Below are 21,646 nucleotides of genomic sequence, written 5' to 3'. Positions count from 1 at the left end.
ATGATTAGACTTTATATACTATTTCTGGTTTTCGGTTGCTTTGGGAGTGTGGCATCTTTTGGACAATCTACCAATTCCGGATTTGCATCATTTAATGTGAGGGCAACAGCTACTGTTACTGACAACCTGAACATGCTGACGATCCGAAATATAGACCTGATCAATCCTCCGGTAATGGAAGGCCTTCTCGTAGTCAATCCTATCACAAGTCCTTTTGCAGGTATGTTTAAGATTATCGGAAGTCCGGGGTCAAGGGTGAGGATTACATATCTTCAAAGGGAGATAATCAAGGAATCAAATGAGGGAATCGGAGTGGTATCGGCTGACTATGTCCTGAGTGCGGCATTTAATGACCTGCAGTTCCAAAGTGCGTTGCTTGACGTGGGAGAAGGTGTGTTCCCCATCGGTCCTGATGGAGAATTATATGTCTGGCTTGGTGCAAATCTCGACTTGACCAAGGCCACACCGGGAGTTTATTTGTCAGAATTTATCATTGAATTGGAGTACATATAAAGTGGTCAAAGTTCTTTCACATATTGCAGGTTTCAGGATGCTAATCGGCGTTGGTCTCTTCCTTTTGATGGGAATCAATACTGGTATGGCCCAAAGGATCAGCTTCAATACCTGGACCGGAAGTGATGATATCACCATCCTTTCCCCACAGGGAGCGTTGCCGACTTTGGATTTTAACCAAAAGAAACGGGCCTTGGTACCCGGTTCGGAGGCTGTTACCATTGACTTGGTGGACAATCAGGCCGTAATCTATGAAATAGAAGCCCCTGAGGGATTTGATTTGACAATAGACATCAGCGCCCCTAACGCATTTTCGCTGATTGACAATCCAACAGAGTCCATTCCATTTTTGCTGAAAGTAGCTTACAATAACATGGAACCTTTGGATGAAATCAGCGGAAAGCTAAATTCAGTGGAGTTGCCGGCGGGATTTTCCAGCATCACCTTTCCTGTCAGCAGGAGGAGTGCCGGGGCGCCGTCTGCCCCTCCTTCACCTGAAGATGGGGCATTTACAAGACCCAAGGCCAAGGCTTACCTCTATTTGTATGGAACTTTTGGACCCGTGGGGATGGTGCCCGCAGGAAGGTATGAAGGAGAAATCAACATCAACGTTTCCTTTACAAGTTATGATTAGGCTTTGTCTCATAGTAATCATTTCGGCGTTGGTTTTTGGAAAAATTACGACAGCCGAGGCCCAGATGGTCAGCGTCAGGTTGGTGCTTCCTGCAGGTGTCAATTTCAACCCAAGGATAATCGTTCCCCAGCCCAAAGAAGGGGAAACAGGATTGAGATGGGTAGAAATGGTAGTGCAGGAAAATATCCATGTGACGGTCCATCTCAAATCGGATTCCTCGGAAAAAGATGCTAATGAGACACTTTATATAGTCAATAACGGAACCTCGGATTTTGGAAGTGCTCTGAAATTTGAATCGGGAAATGCAAGTTTTCAAATGGACAACCGCGGTAAGCTGATTAAGAATATCGAGCCCAATATCCAACAGGTCAGGGCTTGGCTCGGAATACCGATTTTGCCCGGAATAAAAACAACAATAGAATACCATTAAAATTTAAAAAATTTCGAAAACTCTTAAATGAATAGCTTATGTAACATCGTACTTAATCCCCCTATCCATCACATATGGATACATTCTTAGAAAAAACAAAAAATAAAAAAAGTAAAAAAACAAAAACAAAAAGTAAAATAGACTCTAACAAATTTTTAATTATTTAAACAACAACAAAATGAAAACAATTCTTAAATCCCTTATCATCGCTACTTTCTTTGTAGCACTCGCAGGTACTTCTTATGCACAAAAAGCAGCTACTGCTCCAGCTTCTGCTGAAATCCTTCAGGACTTGACTTTAGTCCTTGACGGAACTTTGAACGCGATCAATTTTGGTAGAATATCTTCTACAACCCCGGGAGCAATTGTGCTCAGTGCCAACAATGCAGCTAACAACATCAACACAGGTTCGGTTACCAATGTAGCCCAATTCAACCTTGGTGGAGCTAACGGTGGTGTGACAGTATTCTATGACCCTACTGTGACATTGACAAGTGGTAGTGACAACATGACGGTAACCACTCAGGTGGTAGGAAATGCATCTGCTGCCAACAGGGCAACTGCCGGCGCAGTAGCCAGCGGTAGTACTGTGACTTTGGTAAGTAACGCGTTTTTCTTATGGGTTGGTGGTTCAATTCCGGCGCTTACTAACCAAGTTGTGGGTACTTATGTAGGTACTTTCAACGTCAGTGCTGAGTATAACTAGGATTACAAAAAACCTCAAGTCGGCGGTTACCCCGCCGACTTTTTAACTCTTCAATTATATGAAAAAGATATTTCTAGCTTTATCAATAAGCTTATTCCTGTTTTTGGCGGTACCTACTATGGCGCAGATTTCCATAGCACCAACTTCGGTATTTATGGATGAAAATGGCATTGCATCACTGTACATTACCAACCCATCGGATATCACTCAAGAGATCAATGTGAGTTTCTTGTTTGGATATCCAGGCAATGATGAATTGGGCAATTTGATTATGATTTATGGGGACAGTATCAAAGACAAGCAATATGGATTGGGAGACCGTTTGAGGGCATTTCCAAGAACCTTTGTCCTCGCACCCCAGCAGCAGCAGACCGTAAGGCTACAGTTGCGACCTGATAGGTCATTGCCCGCAGGCACTTACTTTACCAGGGTCAAAGTGACCTCCAATAACCAGGCTCCTGATGTGGATCAAACTAACCAAACAGAAGTAGCTACGCAGATCAATTTCAAGTTTGATCAGGTGATAGCAGCCTTTTACAAGAACGGACAGACAACAACCGGACTGGAAATCGGAAATGTGACCACTTCAATTCAAGACGGCAAAGTCCGGGCAATCGCTGAATTTGTGACCACAGGAAACTCTCCGTTTTTAGGAAGTATATCCGCTTCGCTAAAAGATGCATCCGAAAAGACTGTTTCCCAAAAAGAGGAAACTGTGGCCATGTATTTTAATGGAAAAAAAGGGGTGGAAGTAAGCATTCCTGAAAATTTGCCTTCCGGAGAATACCAACTCGAACTTCGCTTTGAAACCAACCGGACAGACATACCTTCTTCGGACCTTGTCCAGGGTAGTCCAGTCACCAAAAGGGTTTTGGTTCGGATTCCCTAAAAATTACAAGGATTAGTTTGATTTAGATTGACCTAAACAACCTTGTAGTCACACTGATCCGCCGCGGCGGAGAAGAATCTTAATGAATTAAAGAGATTCTTCTGCAGTACAGCTGTTTGGATCCGCAAGCTCCGGTACATCGGTCATCCGACTTCCGTCCCGATAGCTATCAGGATCCGTCCTAACATTAAATAATTTATCTCGCTTTTTTTAACATATTACCTTGATTCACCCATTTCTTTTAGCCCATATCAGGAAACTAGCAGGGGTTCTATCTGTGCTTTTGACTGTTTTTTTGGTGTTTTCATCCAAAACCGCAGAAGCACAGCAAGAACCTGATGGCGAAGCCATGCTTACTTTTTCGTATCCTTCCCTGGGACAGGCGTACCTGAATGTGGTGTTTTTTGACGATGTCCCTTATCTGCCGTTGGGTGAAGTGCTCAGCCTATTGTATATCGGCAATGACAAGACCGAAAACGGCAAAGGGCTTCAGGGTTTTTTTCCCTCTAAAAATGACAAGTGGATTGTAGATCCGATTTTGGGATTGATTACCATCAAGGGAAATAGGGAAACCCTTCCTGCGGATAAATTTTATCTTGGAAACATGGACATCTTTCTCCATCCTGATTATTACGCAAGGATTTTTGGTTTGAAATTCGTTGTGAATTTCAATGCACTTTCGCTGAGTCTTACTGCCGAGTATCAGCTTCCTATAGATGAAAGACAAAAAAGGGAAGCCATGCGAAAAAAAATGCAGCAATCCGCCGCCAATAAAGACCAGACAGAAGCTCCGCTGATTTATGGGAGAGACAGGAAGTTTTTTGCGCCGGGCATGCTGGATTATAACGTCAATTATGCATATGCTGAAGATAACCGGAATCTCACCATGCTCATGAAAGCTGGAATGGAGCTTTTGGGAGGTGATTTGCAGGGGATATATTCAGGAAATGTCAGGGAAGGAAATCTATATTCTTCTTTTTCCGGGGCAAGGTGGAGGTATGTTTTGCCGGGAGGACTGCTTCCGGATGAAAACGTCGGACTCACCAGTATTTCTGTAGGACAGATCAATACTACAGGATTAAACAATTCTGCACAGATTGTAGGTGTAGCACTTTCCAATAATCCTGTGATTCCAAGATTCAAGCTCGATGTATTTGTCGTAGATGGCTATACCGAACCTGATTCCGAAGTAGAGCTATTGATTGGCGGTCAGTTGGTTGATTTCCTCAGAGCGGATGATGTGGGATATTACAGGTTCAATGCTCCCATTACTTTCGGGGTGGTCAGACTTACGGTCAGAATATATACCCCGCAGGGTGAGGTGAAGATTGAAGAAAGACAGCTGCAGATTCCTTTCACTTTTCTACCAAAAGGCTTTGTAACCTATAATGTTCAGGGAGGAATGCCACAGATTGGACTCGATAGCCTTGGGAAGGAACTCGTCGGCCATGCCGATATCGCCTACGGTATTACCAATGCGCTGACTGTCAGGGCAGGGGTTGACAACGGGCCTGTTTTTGGGAAAGAGACAACTTATGGAATGCTCGGACTTTCTGCAAGGATCTTGCAGCAATACCTTTTCAATGTAGATGTACTGCCTGACAGGTATTACCAGGCTTCGGCCTCGGTTTTTTATGCAAACAATACAAGCATCAATGCCCAATACACCGAATTTATACCCGGATCTGAATTCAACTTAATGGGTCAGGTTAGGGAAGCCAATTTGAATGCATTTTTTCCTTTCAAGACATTTGGAAGATTCTCAGGATTTAGATTAACCGGAGAAAGGCAGGTTTTCGAAAATGGATTTCGTACAAATTTTCAGACTGATTTTAACACCCAGATCGGCAGGGTTGTTGCCAGAATTAACTACCGAGGTCGAATCAGCGGATTCAATGACAACGGGACAGGTCAAGAGCCACCAAATATGTATGCTGCATTTGGTCAATTTACAGCGTCAGCAACTTACACACTGAAAAGAGACCCAAGTATTCCGGTATTTGTAAGGGGAATGTTTTTTAGAGGACAGTTTAGATACGATACCTACCTCAAAACCCCAAATTCCTATAATATTATGTTGTCCCAGACTTTATTTAAGATGGGTAGGTTGACAATGGGATATGACAAAGACATTGTAAGGGGAAAGGGCCAGTTTCAATTGGGGTTCCTGTATGATTTTAGAGGCTTGAGAACTTCTACGCAGTTTTCGGCAAGCAGGAATGCTTATGCTATCCAACAAGGAATCACAGGCTCATTGGGAATTGACCCCTCAGGATACATATTGCCTGACAACAGGGATCAGGTCACCAGATCGGGTGTGGCAGTCCGTCTTTTTATTGACGCCAATGAAAATGGGAAATTTGATCAAGGAGAAGTAGTAGTTCCTGCCAAAGCGGTACGTTTGGACCGATCTGCAAACATGCTTTTAGGTTCTGACGGGATTCTGAGGATTACCCAATTGCAGTCCTATTGGAAATACCAGATGGAAGTCGATATCCATGCGCTTCCCAATCCCAACCTAGCACCAAAAATGAAACGGTTTACATTTGTCGCTGAACCAAACAGGTTTAGAAGCATTGACATCCCACTCTATCAGACAGGAATTATTGAAGGGTTTGTGGTGGTTGACAATAACGGCAAAGACGAGGGACTTGGTGGTTTGCGTTTGGTTTTGGAAAAGCTGAATGACAGCGAACCGCTACAACTTTTGAGGACATTTACAGATGGGGGTTTCTATGTCTTTGGACTGATGCCTGGCAAATACAGACTTTATGCCGATCCGAAGCAATTGGAGTTTATGAATGTCACCTCCGAACCTGGAGTCCTGGAATTTGAGATCAAAGCCTTGGCTGATGGAGATTACCTGGAGAATTTGAATTTTAAACTGAAGTACAAGTAGGAGCGGACTTAAATTGAGATTTTTTGAAATTTTGTTCAAGTAATTTGTCGGATGTCCGATGACCGATGTAACTCTCCTTCAAATGTTTTTTACTTGGTTCAAATGGAATTAACAAAATAAAAAACCATCCCGCTTTTGAGCTAGGATGGTTTTAATTGTTGAATTCTGAAATGAGGAAAATGAAGAGGATCCGATTGATCTCAGTTTAACTTAATGTGATCTATAACATCCGTCATCGGTCATCGGTCATTTTTTTATTTATTCCTTTCAACACTCACCTGATCCAAACCTCTTTTTTTCAAAAGTGCATCGATCTTTGGTTCGGCTCCACGGAAGTTGACATACATTTTCATCGGCTCGTCTGTTCCGCCTCTTTCAAGGATTTCTTTTCTGAAGGCCAAAGCTTTTTCAGGGTTGAAGAGTTCTGTTTCCTTAAAAGCCTGGAAAGCATCTGTATCCAATACTCCTGACCAGATATAGCTGTAATAGCCTGAAGAATAACCTCCTGCAAAAATGTGCTGAAAATAAGTGCTGCGGTATCTTGGGATGATTTCGCCCATCAGTCCGATTTTCTCCAAAGATGCTTTTTCAAAATCATTGGCACTTCCTACGATTTCTTTTTCTTGGGTATGGTAGTCCAAATCCAAAAGCGAGGCGGCCAAATATTCCGTAGTGGCAAATCCTTGTCCGAAAGTACCTGAGTTTTTCAATTTTTCAATCAACTCATCAGAGATAGGTTCGCCTGTTTTGTAGTGGATGGCATATTGCTTCAGGACTGTAGGTTCGGTCGCCCAGTTTTCCATAATCTGTGAAGGCAGCTCGACAAAATCCCTCGGAACGGAAGTGCCTGCAAGACTTCTGTACTGCACATTGGACAATAATCCGTGAAGTGCATGTCCAAACTCATGGAAGAAAGTCGTCACTTCATCAAAGGTCAACAATGCCGGTGCATCGCCTGTTGGCTTGGAGAAATTGCAGACGATCGAAATGACAGGAGCTTTTCTGACGCCATCGATGGTTTGCTGTGGACGGTAAGAAGTCATCCAGGCACCGCCTCTTTTGGAAGGTCTTGGATGGAAATCCATGTATAAAACCCCCACGTGTGTTCCATCCGCTTCTTTGACTTCATAGGCTTTGGCATCGGGATGGTAGGTTGGGATGTCTTTGATTTCTTCAAATGTCAATCCAAACAGGTTTTTGACAACCATAAATACACCCGCCTGCACCTTGTCCAAAGCGAAATAAGGTTTTACTTCCTGCTCGTCAAGGTTGAATTTCTGCTGACGGAGTTTCTCTTCATAATATCTCCAGTCCCAAGGTTCTATGTTGAAGTCCTTTCCATCTGCCGCAACGATCGCCTGCATTTCATCTTTTTCCTGTTTGGCTTTTGCCAATGCAGGAGTCCAAAGTTGGTTCAATAGGTCATAAACCTGCTCGGAGGTTTTGGCCATAGATTCTTCCAAGACATAATCAGCATGAGTTTTATAACCGAGAAGCTGGGCTTTTTCCCTTCTCAGGTTAGCCATTTCCACTACGATAGCTTTGTTGTCTTTGTCATTGTCATGGTTGGCGCGGCTTTGGTAAGCCTCCCATATCTGCTTCCTCAATTCCCTGTTTTCGGCATATTGAAGAAAAGGCATGATGCTTGGATTCTGAAGGGTAAAGAGCCACTTGGCTTCTTCCCCTGCTGCTTTCGCATCTGCTTTTGCAGCATCCTTGAGTTCTTGGGGAAGTCCTGTAAGATCCGCTTCATTGTCAACAAATAACTTGAAGTCATTCGTTTCTGCCAATAAGTTTTGACCGAAAGTAAGGCTCCAGACTGACATTTTGGAATTGATATTTCTCAGTTTTTCCTTGTCTGCTTCATTGAGGTTGGCTCCGTTACGGACAAAAGACTTGTAGGTTTTTTCCAGCAGTTTTTGTTGTTCTCCATTAAGGCCAAGGTTGTCTTTCTTTTCCCAAATGCTTTTTACCCTTGCAAAGAGTTTTTCATTGAGGCTGATGTTGTCAGAGTGTTTGGATATCTCAGGAGCCAATTCTTTGGCAATTGCCTGAATAGTATCGTTGGTGTTGGCGGAATTGAAATTGTAGAATACCGTGGAGACTTTGGTCAAAAGTTCTCCGGATTTTTCCATGGCTTCGATAGTATTGGCAAAAGTCGGGTCTTCAGGATTGTTGACGATTGCATCGATTTCTGCCTGTTGTTGTTTGATCCCCTCTAAGATGGCAGGAGAAAAGTGCTCGTTTTCGATTTTGTCAAAAGGAGGAACTTCAAAAGGCGTATCGTACGCTTCAAAGAATGGATTCATATTTTCAGTTTTTTCTTCTTTGGCACCGCAGGCATAGAGCAAAGCTCCGGAAGCTGCAAGTGCAATAATTGTTTTTTTCATGAGAACATACATTTGGGTTCGCCTGCAAATATATGCAAAAATTGAGGAGGCGTGTGCAGTAAGGTTTTTTCAAATAGCTGTCATAGAATTTGTTTTAGTCAATAGTTGACAGGCCATAGAACAATACTTCCCCCGTAAAAAAATCAGTTTTAAATCTTTTATTTTCTATCAAAAGGTTTTTTTGAGACTAATGGAAAGTGGATTAATAAAAAAGTCAAACAGATAGAATTAAAGTTTTGCTCAAGTCAAGTATCAATCAATATCCAGTATCCCTTAATATCAATTTTGAAATGGGTTTAATTTTTTGAATATATAAAGTAATTTTGAAGCCTATTAGAATCAAGTCAGAAACCAAAATTTCTTCGAAGTGTCAAAAAGAACCATCAAAGTAGGCATGGTGCAAACATCTTGTTCCAGTGACCTCCCTGACAATATGGCCAAAGCCATTGCGGGAATCCGTGAAGCTGCCGCCAAAGGTGCGCAGATCGTATGCTTGCAGGAGCTTTTCGGTTCCCTGTATTTCTGCGATGTGGAGGATCATGACAATTTCAAATTGGCCGAGGCTATTCCGGGTCCTTCGACCCATACATTCTCCTCTCTGGCAAAAGAATTGGGAGTGGTCATTGTGGCTTCTTTGTTTGAAAAAAGAGCAGAAGGATTGTACCACAATACTACAGCGGTATTGGATTCAGATGGGACGTATCTGGGAAAATACCGCAAAATGCATATTCCTGACGATCCGGGATATTATGAGAAGTTCTATTTTACTCCCGGAGACATGGGATACAAAGTCTTCAAAACCAAAGTCGGAACCATCGGAGTGTTGATTTGTTGGGACCAATGGTATCCCGAGGCAGCGAGAATCACTTCCTTGATGGGTGCAGAAATCCTGTTTTATCCAACCGCAATCGGTTGGCATAGGGAGGCAACCAAAGAAACCAACGACGAACAATACCAAGCTTGGCAGACCATACAGCGCTCCCATGCCGTGGCAAACGGGGTTCCGGTAGTTTCTGTCAACAGGGTTGGAACAGAAGGGAATCAGCAATTCTGGGGAGGATCTTTTGCGACCAATGCTTTTGGAAGGGTTTTGTACCAAGCAGACCATGTAGCTGAAGAAGTCCATGTGCAGGAACTCGACATGGAAAATTCCGATCGATACCGAACCCATTGGCCTTTTTTGAGGGACAGACGCATTGATTCCTATTCCCCGATCCTTAAGAGATTTATTGATGAAGACTAATTACAGTGCTGCAGACATATTTGAAATGGCCAAATCAGGGAAAATGACACCCGCTGAATTGGGGTATTATTTCCCTGCTGAATTTGCGCCACACCAGGCGACTTGGCTGAGTTGGCCGCACAAAGAAGAATCATGGCCGGGAAAAATCCATACCATTTTCCCCGCCTATGCGGAGTTTATCAAATATTTGGCTTTGGGGGAAGAAGTCCATATCAATGTAAAAGATGAGGCGATGAGGGCATTTGCTTTGGGACATTTGCAAAATGCAGGTGTTGATCTGAGCAAAGTTTTCTTTCACTTTTTCCCCACCAACGATGCATGGTGCAGAGACCACGGTCCTGCATTTTTGATCAACCCTGAGGCAGATCAAAAGAAGGTCCTGGTGAAATGGAATTACAATGCTTGGGGAGACAAATACCCTCCCTATGACTTGGACAATCAGATTCCGATCAAAATCGCTGATTTTAGAAATATTCCCTGCTTCCAACCGGGTATTGTCATGGAAGGTGGTTCTGTCGAGTTTAATGGAAAAGGCACTTTGCTGACTTCAGAAGCTTGTTTACTGAACCCAAACAGAAATCCGAGCTTATCCAAAAATCAGATTGAGGAATATCTCAGAGGATATTATGGTACAGAAAATATCTTATGGCTGAAAGATGGCATCATCGGAGATGACACTGATGGGCATATCGATGACCTGACCCGTTTTGTCAATGAAGACACTGTCGTGACAGTGGTCGAGCATAATAAATCAGATGAGAATTACGCTCCATTGAAGGAAAATCTGGAATTACTCCACGAATTAAGATTGGAAGACGGCAAGCAGATGAATATCATTGAGCTTCCCATGCCTTCTGCTAAATACTACGAGGATCAGAGGCTGCCGGCTTCTTATGCCAATTTCTATATTGCCAACCACGCAGTGATTGTCCCGACTTTTCAGGACAAGAATGACGATAAAGTGTTGGAGATCCTGACTTCCTGTTTTCCGGATAGAAAGGTAGTTGGGGTGAATTCTTTAGATCTGATTTGGGGTTTGGGTTCGTTCCATTGCCTCAGTCAGCAGGAACCTCTGGTTTAAGGTCAAATTCATACCAACAAAAATCCCAGGTTGCTGAAACTTGGGATTTTTTTGTTTAATCATTTTTATGAATGTATGCGCTGATGCCATTAGATTGGATATCCATTTTTATTCTTGTCTGCGGACTGAAATGTCCGGTACATCGGTCTTCCGACTTCGGTCTTCTGTCCCGACTGAAGAAAAATTTAGGATTATTGGCAAGGAAGCATATATCTATCAATTATTTAATCAAGGTCGTCGAAAACTTCATCTAAGTCAAGTTTGAATCCGGAGATACATTTCGATTCGACAATATCGCCCACCGTAAAAAGTTTGGAGGGAACATATTTTCCATCCACTAAGGAATAAATCAAGAGTGAATATTCGGTAGGATGTATGACCCAATATTCCTTGACTCCGCTTTCTTCATAAACTTCATATTTATTTTTGAGGTCTTTTTTATTGTTACCTGGTGAAAGGATTTCCACAATCAGGTCAGGGGCTCCGATACATCCCAAGTCATCCAATTTGGATTTGTCACAAATCACTGAAATATCAGGCTGGACAACAGTGAAAATATCTTCATTTCTTTTTGACTTGACAGGAAGACGGACATCAAAAGGTGCCGAAAAAACATCACATGGATGGTTTTCTAGATGCTGATATAATCTGAAAAAAATATTTCCTGAGACCTTTTGATGAATTCTTCTTGGTGCGGCTGCAGCAGATTTGAAAATTTTTCCTTTGATAAGCTCCACCATTTCATCAAATTCCCAAGTCAAATAGTCCGCATAAGTATACATGCCATATTCAGAAGATGGCTCCTCGACTTTGCTTTGGTTTTCTGAATTTGGATCAAAGGTTTTCATTCAACTAAGTTAAGAAAATGATTGTAGTTGAAAAAGTTTATCCATGAAGTTTCTTTTGACAAGGACCGGCAACCTGAGATTATTGGATTTAATTTTCCGAAGGTAAAAAACATATTGGCTGCCAAATTTTCTTCTGCTACTTTTATACCCAAATCAAACCTATTTCAGATGTCCCTGATGAAATTCCCTTTGGCATTATTTCTTTTCCTTGCTTTTTTTAGCAATTCGGCTTTTTCACAGGAAAAGGAACAATACGTGATTCTGATTTCGCTTGATGGATTCAGACATGATTATGTCCAAAGGTTCAAACCGGAGAATCTCTCCCGCTTTATCCAGAACGGAACTTCTGCAGAGGCTCTTATTCCTTCCTTTCCAAGCAAAACTTTCCCAAACCACTATACCATTGCCACCGGACTGAAGCCTGAAAATCATGGATTGGTGGACAACTCCTTCTATGAACCGGAAAAGGATATTGTGTATACCATGGGAAATAGGGATGTGATAGAAGATGGCTATTGGTATGGAGGAACGCCGATTTGGGTTTTGGCAGAACAAAACGGAATCAAGGCCGCAAGCTACTTTTTTGTAGGTTCGGAAGCACCGGTACAGGGAATCCGGCCGAGTTATTATTTCAGCTATGATGGTGCAGTTTCCAATCTCACGAGGATTTCCAAGGTTTTTGAGTGGTTGCAGCTTCCTGAAGAGGAAAGACCGCGGATGATTACCCTTTATTTTTCGGATATGGATGATATCGGGCATCGGTATGGTCCTGATAATGACAAGGAAATCAGCGGAAGACTGGAAAAATTAGACCGGGAACTTGGGGCTTTATTTGAAGGATTGAAGAGTTTTGACCTTGATATCAACATATTTCTAGTCTCTGACCATGGGATGACCAATATCCCAAAGGGAAATCTTTTGAATTTGGATCAAATCACGCAAGGCATTGATGGAAGGGTAGTCAATAACGGGGCTTTGGCACATCTTCATTTACAAAATATAGAAGAACTTGAAAAAGTCTACAAAGAGCTGACAGATAAAGCTGCGCATTATAAAGTAGTCCGAGTGGAGGACAGGGAGTATTATAAAAATATCGAAAAGTATAGAAACCGCTTTGGTGACCTGATTATTATCCCTGATTTGGGGTATTACATGACGACCTCCAAAGGAATGATTTCATACCAAAACAGGTCAGCAATGTTCAAAACAGAAGTCTATGGTGAGCATGGATTCAGTCCTGAGTACAAGGATATGCACGGGATATTTTATGCCAATGGACCGATGGTAAAGGAAGGACTTTTGATCCCTTCATTCGAAAATATCCACATTTACCCCATCTTGGCGACGATTCTGGGATTGCCTATTCCTGCAGGAATTGATGGAAAATTGAAAGTGTTAGAACCGATTTTGAAAGAAAAATAAAATGAAGGAAATCGAGAACAGAGAAGACGTGTCGCTTTTGGTCAGGAGTTTTTATGCCCGGATCAGAAAACACGATTCCCTTGGCCCGATTTTCAACGAAGTTGTACAGGATTGGGAATCACATCTGGAGAGATTGACGGATTTTTGGGAGATGATTTTGCTGCAGTCCGGGCCCGGTGCGGGTAAGTTCAGTCCGGTTCCTGTTCATAAGGAAGTGGATGCAAAAACCGGAAATACCATCACGCAGGCTCATTTTGGCAATTGGCTGGAACTTTGGTTTTCAACTTTGGATACAAATTTTGAAGGAAAGCATGCCGATTATGCCAAAGAACATGCGAGAAACATGGCGCATATCCTGTTTTTTCGGATCATGGAGGCAAGAGGCATCAAGATGTGACTTTGATAAAAGAAAATTTTGCCCAATTTTTTTTAAACTTGATTTCGGGTTCCGAAAATCCCAATGCACTGAAAAGAATGATTTTTTCAATCCTGATTTCATGGATTCCGGGCTTTAATTGCTCGATGTCAAGCATAAACTGATATGCTTTTTGGCCGGATTTTCCTGTGATTACTTTTTGCCATTTAGAATTATTATCAGAAACAGGATTTTCATTGAGGTATATTCTATAAAGGTCCTGCGGCTTTTCTAATGCATGCCAACCCAAGGAATCGGGAATGGTGGGAAACAGATCCATGATTATTGGGAGGTTTTTTGAATCCTCTTCGTAATGTGCCAATGAAATGGTGGTCATATTACCGGAAACTTGATCAGTCGGCATAAGTGCCCGTGGGAATCTTTTCTTTGAATCTCTTTTATCTTCAAAATACTGGGATTTGTCTTCCCATTCTAAATATTCAGCATCTAAGTTGGCTGCATTGGCATAATTGAAAAATCCCTGTGCATCTGATCTTATGAAAGGCACCGTCACGCATAAGATAAAAAACATGTAAATGGAGATGGCCCATTTTCCAAGATTACTTTGGTAAGTAGCCTGAACAGTGTAAAATGTGGTAGAAAACAGCCATGTTTTGAGTTTATTCTTTTTTGAAATTGAAGAAAACAGGGCAAATCCGAGCAGTGAAGCCATAAAAATCAGGTAAATCAAAAAGAAATTAAGATCAAAAAACCAATAAAGCAAAAGAAGCAGTCCAAGGTAAAGGGTGAATCCACTGAAAATAATTCCTATCATCATTGGAAAGGCGAAAGCCATACTACAAAATCTTTCCAGCTTCAAAACCAATTGCTGCGGATTTTTATATTGGTATTCCCGTCCGCTTTTAAAAAGGTTTTCATTGATTACTCCTTTTGGAAAGGCGTAACTCAACCCCAATAAGCCGGCCCATGTAAATCTGAGTATCAAATGGGAAATGAAAAATATCTTGAATACACTGACGGTCATTGACAGGTAGATCAATACCAGATATGCCCCGGTAAACTCCAATCCATAATCTTGCGTCAATCTGACAGCGAAATCATAGACTTGCGCAGGAAAGGCAAAAATAAATGCAAGCGACAAACCCGAAATGATTACTTCCGGTTCCCAGCTGTTTCTCTGAAGATTTTTAAGCCATGTCAATTCCTCCGAATTATCCTCGGATTTGGTTGTTTCATTGATTTCCACTGAACACTCAGATTGGTTTTGAAAAATAAGACAAACCTAAAAGTAGCTAAAAAAAGGTAATATCAACCAATTGTGGAACTTAACAATGGTTTGGATGAAAGCTTATCAAACGGAGGGAGTGTAAAGGTGCCTTATACTGCTATCAGTTTGAAGTGGCAGTCCATTTTTTCAGGTCTTTGGAAAGAAATGGTCTTTCTCAGGTGATAGAATGCCTCGAGCAACATCGCGTTTTCGATTTCTCCTGCATCTACAGGCCTGAAACCAACCCATTCAATGATTTTTTTGACACTCAGCTTTTCAGCAGAATCCGGTCCACAATAATAAGTCTCTTTCACAAGACCCATAGGATCAGATTTTGGATAGTCGATCCCAAGGTTATTGAACGCCTTGAAGAGTTTGTTTTGACCGATACTTTTTTTGATCAGTGTTGTATTGCAGGAAAATTCCGCTGTGTAAGCACCGTTGGTGCAGTCGATGATAATCTTGTTTTTCAGATCAGAAACAGCCAGGCTGTTGCATACTTTTGGGAGGTGTTCATTTTCGCAGCAGATCAGAAGCACATCAGACATTTCGATGGCGGTCTCATAACTGAAAATTTTGTCAAGGTACATGTTGAGGATTTTCCATTCGATCTCCTTGGTTACGAAGTCTTCGCGGACCCCAAAAACCACAGTTTGGTTCATGGCGAGCATTTTGTTGCCAAGCGTGGAGGCAAGCTTTGTTCCTCCTAAGATTCCTATTTTCATATCATTTTAAGTTGCTTGACTTTTGGGTGAAAAAGCCAATTGGTGGATGATAATTTATTCCTTCTGGGTTGCGAGTAGAGTATTTTAGATGCAGAAGAGATTGAAATATAGAGAATTAGGTTTCTAACTCAAAATTATTTTTTGATAAAAATTTGATCAAAAAATGAAATGCAAATTAGTAATCATGACTGCCAAATAACAAAATAAGAAGGGTTTTTTGAGGCTAAAAAAATTTTTCAGTTTTTGGAAAAAGTACCATTTTGACTGAAAAAAGCAAGTGAGGGAACGGCTTTTACACAGAAATAAGCTTGAAGTGGTATTCGGTTTTTTCTTTTTTGTTGGCCGCGATTTTTTTGCTCAAATGGAAAAATGCCTCCAGAAGAAATGCGCTTTGGGAAGATCCTGCATCGATGGCGCGGAACCCCGATTTCTCGATCAGTTTTTTGACTTTCAGCTTTTCAGGTTTTTCCTCCCCGCAAAAATATGTTTCCTTGATCAGTCCAAGGATATCTGAATTGGGGTAGTCAATGCCGAGGTTATTGAATGCTTTGTAGATGTTCTTGCCTCCCAAAAAGTGCTGAATCAAAAAGAAATTGCAGTCATATTCATTGCCAAAAGAAGCATTGGTACAGTCAATGACAGTTTTATTGTCCAAATCGGATTCTGAAAGGCACTCACAAAGATGGATCAGGTGTTCATTGTCACAGCAGATCAGGAGGTAATCTGAGCGGCGGATTGCTTCTTTGAAGCCAAAAACTTTGTCGGAATGTTTGCTGAGGATTTTCCACTCAATATCTTTTGCCTCGAAATTTTCCCCGACACCAAAAATTACACTTGTGTCCGAAGAAAGGAATTTATTGCCCAATGCGGCAGCCAGTTTGGTGGCGCCTAATATGCCTATTTTCATTTGCTGTATTATCAAACTTTTTGAAGTGAAGATGAATACGCCATATCCTTTCTAGGGCTTGATCGATATGGTCAGGATGAGTGATTCAGTTTAACTGTCGAAAGGTGATTAAAACTTGGTATTGTTTCCTGAATCTGGTGAAAATTAACATTTGTGAAAATTAAAACAAAATATAATATCGGGAAATAATAATTTGATCAAATAAAGAACTCAGAATTAATGTTTAGATCACATCAATCCAAATTAATTTCGGACTTTGCCCGAATCGGTGATTGCAAAACATCTTCTGCCAAAATTTTAAACCCTAAAGTCTGATCTTTGTTATCTTTCCGAAATCAACCCATTTGCATTTTATGAATTTCTTTAAAAAGTGCCTTCTTTTCACAATTCTTAGTCTTGTTTCTTTTTCCTGTTCTTTCAGGGCCGTGCAGCGTAGCAAGGATATCAGCTATATGGAAAAAGGATTTTTGGGAAATCTTCCCGAAAAGCAATTGAATGTTTTTGCCCCGAAAAATGCCGATGGGAGCAATGATGTGATGCTTTTTATCCATGGCGGAAGTTGGGACTCAGGGAATAAGGACATCTACAACTTCCTTGGAGCAAGATTGGCGAGAAAAGGAATTGTCGCTGTCATTATCGATTATCCGCTCAGCCCGGATTATCAGGTGCATGACATGGCCAAAGCTTCTGCACAGGCAGTCAGGTGGACAGAGGAGAACATCAAAACCTACGGAGGGAGTCCGGACAAGATCTATGTGTCCGGGCATTCTGCCGGAGGGCACTTGGCGAGTCTGATTTCTGTCCGGGATGAATATTTTGACACCTTGGGCGTAGAAAACCCAATCAAAGGAACAATTCTGATAGATGCGGCGGGATTGGATATGTATTGGTTTTTGAAAGAAATGAATTATGCTCCGGGGACGCAATACCTCCGGGCATTCACTGACAACCCACAGGTATGGAAAGATACCTCACCAATTTATTATTTGGACGAAAAAGATCCGCCCATGCTGATCATGATGGGAGGAAAAACCCTGCCTGGAATAGAAAAGACGACCGAAAGGTTTTTGGAAGAATACAAAAAGATAAACCCTGAGCCTAATTTTTACCTACAGAAAGGCAAGAAACACAAACCCATGATCGTACAGTTTATCTACACCCCAAGCAAGGTTTACAAATGGATTGGGGAGTTTATGGAAGAGAATTGATAGTGTAAAAGTTGTAAGTATGATTACAATAAATACGCGATTAAGGTAAAGTTGTAAATACGATTTCAATCTCCCGCATTCCAGTATTCCATCCTTTCGCAGCTGCTGACTTCGATGCTGTAGAAGTCAAACTCCTGCGTGACTTTGCCCTTGACTAGGTAGATGCCGCGGCCTTTTAAGGGATGTTTTTTGACCACAGGAGGAAAATGAACCGTGTCGATCCAGTCTCCGTCCCGATCGATAAAGGTACCAAAATTCATCACCTCACCCTTGACTGTCCTTGTGTATTTGATGGTGACAAGGTAGCCGATGACCTGTACCGTTTTGCCCAGATGCAGTTTCATATCCTTTCCCTTGATGCTCGCCACAGACTGGTCTTTGACCAGCAGAAAGGGAGAGTCCAGCGGAAATTCCAGGATTTCTATCTGATCGACGATCTCTTGCCGGATGTCGGCAGCTTCGAGTTCGGGAACCTGCAGTTCACGGAAACCTGATTTTTTGAACAGTTCGTTGCCGACAGCTACGGTTTTTCTTTTGTTCAGGATAAAGTGGGCCTCCCAAAGCAGTTCCTGCTTGCTCTTGCCTGTAAACCTGAAGCAGGCAATACGGATCAGGATCAGCGCCTGCTCCAAGCTGATTTCTACCCTTGCGATAAAATCGGACAATCCCAGATAGGGTCCGTTGACAGCTCTTTCCCGGAGGATTTTTTCGACAGTTGTTTTTTCGAGAAACTTCAGGTGGATAAATCCCAAGTAGACGGTTTTGCCTTTGATATTGGTCAGGTAGTCGCTTTCGTTGATGTGGGGTGCCTGTATGTCGGCGCCGTTCATGCGGAGCTCGTGGACATAAAACTCCGTATGGTAAAATCCCCCGAAGTTGTTGATCACCCCAACCATAAACTCCAGCGGAAAGTAGGCCTTGAGGTACAGGCTCTGGTAGCTTTCCACTGCAAAGGATGCAGAGTGTCCTTTGGCAAAAGAATATCCGGCAAAGCTCTCAATCTGATACCAGACCTCTGCTGTGATTTTGGGGTCACGGCCAAGCTTTTCGCAGTTGATAAAAAACTGGTCATGTACATGCTTGAATTCTTCCTTGGAGCGGGACTTGCCGCTCATGCCGCGTCGGAGCACATCTGCTTCCGAGAGGGAAAGCCCTGCAAAATAGTGCGCAACCTTGATCACGTCTTCCTGATAGACCATGATGCCGTAAGTTTCGGGCATGATGTCCATCATTACCGGATGGGCGGTTTTGCGGCGCTCGGGGTCCACATGCCGCAGGATATATTCACGCATCATGCCTGACCGCGCCACCCCTGGACGGATGATGGAGCTTGCAGCCACGAGCTCAAGGTATTCGTCGGCCTTCATCTTGGCGAGTAGCATGCGCATGGCGGGTGACTCGACATAAAATGCCCCGATGGTATGCCCATTCCGGAGGTGTTCCTTGATTTTAGGGTCTTTTTTGAATTTTTCAACCTGACGGATATCGACCTTGACGCCCTGATTTTGTTCGATGATTTGGATGGCACTCTTGATATGTCCGAGACCACGCTGACTGAGGATGTCAAACTTATACAGTCCGATGTCTTCAGCCACATGCATGTCAATATGGGCTAGGGGAAATCCCTTTGGCGGCATATCTGTTGCGGTGTAATAATGTATCGGTTTGTGGGAAATCAGAATGCCACAAGCATGGATCGTCAGGTGGGAAGGCATGCCGTGGAGGACCTGACTGTATTTGATAATCAGCTTCCCGTATTGGTCCGGGACATAGTCAGGCTTGCCGGCATAGTAGATCAGGGATTCGATTTCTGTTTTGGGCAGGCCAAAGACTTTCCCAAGTTCGCGCAGCATGGAGTTGGATTGGAATGTACTGTACGAACCGAGCAAGGCGACATGCTCCTGATTTCCTTGGTTGTATTTCTCAAAAATATACGCCGTCACCTCGTCCCTGTCTGTCCAACTGAAGTCAATGTCAAAATCGGGTGGGTTTTCACGGTATAGGTTGATGAATCTCTCGAAGTACAGGTCCAACTCTATCGGGTCGACATCGGTGATGTAGAGACAATAAGCGACGATGCTGTTGGCACCGCTGCCCCGTCCGACATGGTAATAGCCTTTGCTGTGGGCAAAGTTGACGATGTCGTAATTGATCAGAAAGTAGGATACAAAACCTTTTTGCTGGATGAGTTCAAGTTCTTTTTCGATCCGCTTGCTGATCTCGGCCGTCAGGTCTGCATAGCGCATGAGGGCACCTTTGAATGTTTCCTGCCTGAGGTAGTCGTAATCTTCCCAGTCCGAACCGAGGATGTCCCTTCTGTTTTTGACTGCTTGGAAGTAAAAGGAAAACTGACAGGCTTCGAGCAGTTTCTGTGCATTATACAGCAGGTAGCTGTGGCCTTCGCAGCGTGCGACCATATCGGCATAGCTGTAGAGCATGTCGCAGATTTCGCCCTGTTCTTCGGTTTCCAGTTTGCTGAGCAAGGTATTGCCATCGATCGCCCGGAGGAGGCGGTGGGCGTTGAATTCCAACTTGGAGCTGAATGTCGCCGGCTGCAGCAAGACGAGTTTGTCCTTGTACCTGAACCATGGCGACTTCACGATTTTGTTGAGTTGGTAGGGATGGACGCCTACAAATTCATTTTCCCGCAGGGCAAAAAATTTCGCAGGCAGGGGGTATACTATAAAACTATTCTGAAAAGCAGGAGCCTTGGCTTCAAAGGGAATTCCTTTGATGCGGTGGTGCGAGAGGTGTTTGTTGAGTTCGAAGAAGCCCTCTTGGTTTTTGGCAAGTCCGATGTATTGTTGCCTGACACCGTTGCGGAAGTCGATGCCGATGACAGGATGGATGCCTTTTTTCTGTGCTTCGCGGATAAATGGAAACACGCCCGCGGTGCAGTTGATGTCGGTGAGGGCGAGGGAGTCGAGTTTTTTGCCTTTCGCTTCAGCGATCAGTGCTTCCACGGACATCGTCCCGTATTTGAAGCTGTAAAAGGAATGGCAGTTGATAAACATATTTAAAGGATACTAATGGATATTTGCCTTCGGCGATATTAATTGATATAAGGTGAAGTGATGTAAGATGATATATGCTAAAGCGATATAGGTGGATATATGCCTTCGGCGAATCTAAATGATATAAGCTGAAGCGATATAAATGGATATATGCCTTCGGCGATATAAGTTTCAGCATCAATCCTGGTTCTAACTTTTGATGTAATTGCGAGACATGATGGAGCTTGCATCCAATTATTTACATCAAGGAATTTTTCAAAATGTTTATTAAATAAACATTTATGTGTTTATAATGTAAACAAAATAATCAAGTGCTGTCAAGCTTGTGGGGGAAATTGTCAATGAAAAAAACAGAATGCGGGAAATCATGCTAAAAAGGGATTATTTCTGAAAAGAATTTTTGGAGGAATAAAAAGGAAAACTTAAGTTGTCAAACTGACATTTAGTTATATTTTTGTCTATCACAAAAAGCACCATTATGAAAAACATCCCCACAACAATTTTCATCTTCCTATTGATTTCGGCAACTTCATTTGCGCAGCAATTAGAAGAAAAGAGCAGCAACATGACATACAGGATAGGCACAGGGGTGCTGGTAGAAGGAAATTGGGGATTCTATGGATTTAATGTGATCAATGAACTGAGCTTCAAAGTCCGGGATAGATTTTCGATCAATCCGAGCCTTACTTATTACCATTCCATCATCAATTCTAATTTTTCCTATACTTTCCCTGAAGACAGGGAGGAGTTTGTTTCGGGGATTTTTACGGATGTCCGATTTCAATATGACATCATCCGTACCAAAAAGGATTTCAGGTTAGGCTTGGCATTTGGTCCATCATACCAGTTAGGAGGAGAGGTAATCCACCGCGGTTACCAACTTAGCGATAGCGAACCACGGGTACAGGAAAGTGCAGGATTTATGGTTGAAAGACATAGGAGATTGGGGTATGTGTCCCAAGTGACGTTTGATTGGCAACCGGCAAATCCAAACAGGAGAAATACGATTGGGGTGAGTATGTCCTCTTTTGACGGATATTGGCCTTACTATTTATTGGTCACCTACAGGTTGGGATTCAAAATGTAATCAGTCA

At 42.5% G+C, this 21,646-nt stretch carries 18 protein-coding genes; 12 read left to right on the top strand and 6 right to left on the bottom strand.

Annotation, left to right across the window (positions count from 1 at the left end; translation table 11 throughout):
- From DQW11_RS16430 to DQW11_RS16405, 6 genes are all read left to right on the top strand, one after another.
- Window positions 1–513, top strand: a complete 513-nt coding sequence (locus DQW11_RS16430; RefSeq protein ID WP_232826774.1) for a hypothetical protein — start codon at window positions 1–3, stop codon at window positions 511–513.
- On the top strand, window positions 494–1,147 hold the full coding sequence (locus tag DQW11_RS16425) for a hypothetical protein (RefSeq protein WP_157966133.1): 654 nt from the start codon (window positions 494–496) through the stop codon (window positions 1,145–1,147). Before DQW11_RS16430 ends, DQW11_RS16425 begins: the two co-directional genes overlap by 20 nt.
- Window positions 1,140–1,577 carry a hypothetical protein gene (locus tag DQW11_RS16420; RefSeq protein ID WP_113925185.1) on the top strand — a complete coding sequence of 146 codons (438 nt, stop codon included), beginning with the start codon at window positions 1,140–1,142 and terminating at the stop codon, window positions 1,575–1,577. The genes DQW11_RS16425 and DQW11_RS16420 overlap by 8 nt, the downstream gene beginning before the upstream one ends.
- 178 nt (window positions 1,578–1,755) lie before the next feature.
- Window positions 1,756–2,283, top strand: coding sequence for a DUF4402 domain-containing protein (locus DQW11_RS16415; RefSeq protein WP_113925184.1), 528 nt, complete (start codon window positions 1,756–1,758; stop codon window positions 2,281–2,283).
- A gap of 58 nt (window positions 2,284–2,341) precedes the next feature.
- Window positions 2,342–3,172 (top strand): fimbrial biogenesis chaperone, encoded by an 831-nt coding sequence (locus DQW11_RS16410; RefSeq protein WP_113925183.1) that lies wholly within the window; start codon window positions 2,342–2,344, stop codon window positions 3,170–3,172.
- Between the two features lie 223 nt (window positions 3,173–3,395).
- Window positions 3,396–6,071, top strand: coding sequence for a fimbria/pilus outer membrane usher protein (locus DQW11_RS16405; RefSeq protein WP_232826773.1), 2,676 nt, complete (start codon window positions 3,396–3,398; stop codon window positions 6,069–6,071).
- 254 nt (window positions 6,072–6,325) lie between these two features.
- Here DQW11_RS16405 and DQW11_RS16400 read toward each other — a convergent pair whose 3' ends face one another.
- Complete coding sequence (locus DQW11_RS16400) at window positions 6,326–8,461, bottom strand: M3 family metallopeptidase (protein WP_113925182.1); 2,136 nt, start codon at window positions 8,459–8,461, stop codon at window positions 6,326–6,328.
- 394 nt (window positions 8,462–8,855) lie between these two features.
- Between DQW11_RS16400 and DQW11_RS16395 the strand changes: the two genes are divergently transcribed.
- Together DQW11_RS16395 and DQW11_RS16390 are read left to right on the top strand one after the other, a co-directional pair.
- The gene (locus DQW11_RS16395; RefSeq protein WP_113925297.1) at window positions 8,856–9,704 is read left to right on the top strand and encodes a carbon-nitrogen hydrolase; all 849 of its coding nucleotides are present in this window, start codon (window positions 8,856–8,858) and stop codon (window positions 9,702–9,704) included.
- On the top strand, window positions 9,694–10,785 hold the full coding sequence (locus DQW11_RS16390; RefSeq protein WP_232826772.1) for an agmatine deiminase family protein: 1,092 nt from the start codon (window positions 9,694–9,696) through the stop codon (window positions 10,783–10,785). The genes DQW11_RS16395 and DQW11_RS16390 overlap by 11 nt, the downstream gene beginning before the upstream one ends.
- A 224-nt stretch (window positions 10,786–11,009) precedes the next feature.
- Here DQW11_RS16390 and DQW11_RS16385 read toward each other — a convergent pair whose 3' ends face one another.
- The gene (locus DQW11_RS16385) at window positions 11,010–11,633 is read right to left on the bottom strand and encodes a Uma2 family endonuclease (protein ID WP_113925181.1); all 624 of its coding nucleotides are present in this window, start codon (window positions 11,631–11,633) and stop codon (window positions 11,010–11,012) included.
- A gap of 27 nt (window positions 11,634–11,660) precedes the next feature.
- Here DQW11_RS16385 and DQW11_RS16380 point away from each other — a divergent pair, with 27 nt between their 5' ends.
- Both DQW11_RS16380 and DQW11_RS16375 read left to right on the top strand, forming a co-directional pair.
- Window positions 11,661–13,055 (top strand): alkaline phosphatase family protein, encoded by a 1,395-nt coding sequence (locus DQW11_RS16380; protein ID WP_232826771.1) that lies wholly within the window; start codon window positions 11,661–11,663, stop codon window positions 13,053–13,055.
- A 1-nt stretch (window position 13,056) separates the two neighbouring features.
- Window positions 13,057–13,452, top strand: a complete 396-nt coding sequence (locus tag DQW11_RS16375) for a group III truncated hemoglobin (protein WP_113925180.1) — start codon at window positions 13,057–13,059, stop codon at window positions 13,450–13,452.
- Here the strand turns inward: DQW11_RS16375 and DQW11_RS16370 are convergent.
- From DQW11_RS16370 to DQW11_RS16360, 3 genes are all read right to left on the bottom strand, one after another.
- The gene (locus tag DQW11_RS16370; RefSeq protein WP_113925179.1) at window positions 13,442–14,677 is read right to left on the bottom strand and encodes a protein kinase family protein; all 1,236 of its coding nucleotides are present in this window, start codon (window positions 14,675–14,677) and stop codon (window positions 13,442–13,444) included. The genes DQW11_RS16375 and DQW11_RS16370 overlap by 11 nt on opposite strands.
- Window positions 14,678–14,808: 131 nt before the next feature.
- Window positions 14,809–15,423, bottom strand: a complete 615-nt coding sequence (locus DQW11_RS16365) for an NADPH-dependent F420 reductase (protein ID WP_113925178.1) — start codon at window positions 15,421–15,423, stop codon at window positions 14,809–14,811.
- 292 nt (window positions 15,424–15,715) lie between these two features.
- Window positions 15,716–16,330: an NADPH-dependent F420 reductase gene (locus tag DQW11_RS16360; RefSeq protein ID WP_113925177.1), complete on the bottom strand. Its 615-nt coding sequence runs from the start codon at window positions 16,328–16,330 to the stop codon at window positions 15,716–15,718.
- A gap of 353 nt (window positions 16,331–16,683) precedes the next feature.
- On the opposite strand from DQW11_RS16360, the gene DQW11_RS16355 reads away from it, so the two are divergent.
- Window positions 16,684–17,538, top strand: a complete 855-nt coding sequence (locus DQW11_RS16355; RefSeq protein WP_113925176.1) for an alpha/beta hydrolase — start codon at window positions 16,684–16,686, stop codon at window positions 17,536–17,538.
- 65 nt (window positions 17,539–17,603) lie between these two features.
- Here DQW11_RS16355 and DQW11_RS16350 read toward each other — a convergent pair whose 3' ends face one another.
- Window positions 17,604–20,552, bottom strand: coding sequence for a DNA polymerase III subunit alpha (locus DQW11_RS16350; RefSeq protein WP_113925175.1), 2,949 nt, complete (start codon window positions 20,550–20,552; stop codon window positions 17,604–17,606).
- 478 nt (window positions 20,553–21,030) lie between these two features.
- Here DQW11_RS16350 and DQW11_RS16340 point away from each other — a divergent pair, with 478 nt between their 5' ends.
- Window positions 21,031–21,639, top strand: a complete 609-nt coding sequence (locus tag DQW11_RS16340; protein ID WP_157966132.1) for a hypothetical protein — start codon at window positions 21,031–21,033, stop codon at window positions 21,637–21,639.
- Window positions 21,640–21,646: the final 7 nt, after the last annotated feature.

It is taken from the genome of Cognataquiflexum aquatile (genome assembly GCF_003316845.1).
Taxonomy (GTDB): Bacteria; Bacteroidota; Bacteroidia; order Cytophagales; family Cyclobacteriaceae; genus Cognataquiflexum; species Cognataquiflexum aquatile.
Note: the sequence above shows the minus strand (reverse complement) of the source record. Positions and strands in the feature narration are given on the sequence as shown.

Bases quoted from the DNA above. Each gene is read 5' to 3' on its own strand.
- DQW11_RS16430 (WP_232826774.1), top strand. From the start codon at position 1: ATGATTAGACTTTATATACTATTTCTGGTTTTCGGTTGCTTTGGGAGT.
- DQW11_RS16420 (WP_113925185.1), top strand. From the start codon at position 1,140: ATGATTAGGCTTTGTCTCATAGTAATCATTTCGGCGTTGGTTTTTGGA.
- DQW11_RS16415 (WP_113925184.1), top strand. From the start codon at position 1,756: ATGAAAACAATTCTTAAATCCCTTATCATCGCTACTTTCTTTGTAGCA.
- DQW11_RS16410 (WP_113925183.1), top strand. From the start codon at position 2,342: ATGAAAAAGATATTTCTAGCTTTATCAATAAGCTTATTCCTGTTTTTG.
- DQW11_RS16400 (WP_113925182.1), bottom strand. From the start codon at position 8,461: ATGAAAAAAACAATTATTGCACTTGCAGCTTCCGGAGCTTTGCTCTAT.
- DQW11_RS16395 (WP_113925297.1), top strand. From the start codon at position 8,856: ATGGTGCAAACATCTTGTTCCAGTGACCTCCCTGACAATATGGCCAAA.
- DQW11_RS16390 (WP_232826772.1), top strand. From the start codon at position 9,694: ATGAAGACTAATTACAGTGCTGCAGACATATTTGAAATGGCCAAATCA.
- DQW11_RS16385 (WP_113925181.1), bottom strand. From the start codon at position 11,633: ATGAAAACCTTTGATCCAAATTCAGAAAACCAAAGCAAAGTCGAGGAG.
- DQW11_RS16375 (WP_113925180.1), top strand. From the start codon at position 13,057: ATGAAGGAAATCGAGAACAGAGAAGACGTGTCGCTTTTGGTCAGGAGT.
- DQW11_RS16365 (WP_113925178.1), bottom strand. From the start codon at position 15,423: ATGAAAATAGGAATCTTAGGAGGAACAAAGCTTGCCTCCACGCTTGGC.
- DQW11_RS16360 (WP_113925177.1), bottom strand. From the start codon at position 16,330: ATGAAAATAGGCATATTAGGCGCCACCAAACTGGCTGCCGCATTGGGC.
- DQW11_RS16355 (WP_113925176.1), top strand. From the start codon at position 16,684: ATGAATTTCTTTAAAAAGTGCCTTCTTTTCACAATTCTTAGTCTTGTT.
- DQW11_RS16350 (WP_113925175.1), bottom strand. From the start codon at position 20,552: ATGTTTATCAACTGCCATTCCTTTTACAGCTTCAAATACGGGACGATG.
- DQW11_RS16340 (WP_157966132.1), top strand. From the start codon at position 21,031: ATGAAAAACATCCCCACAACAATTTTCATCTTCCTATTGATTTCGGCA.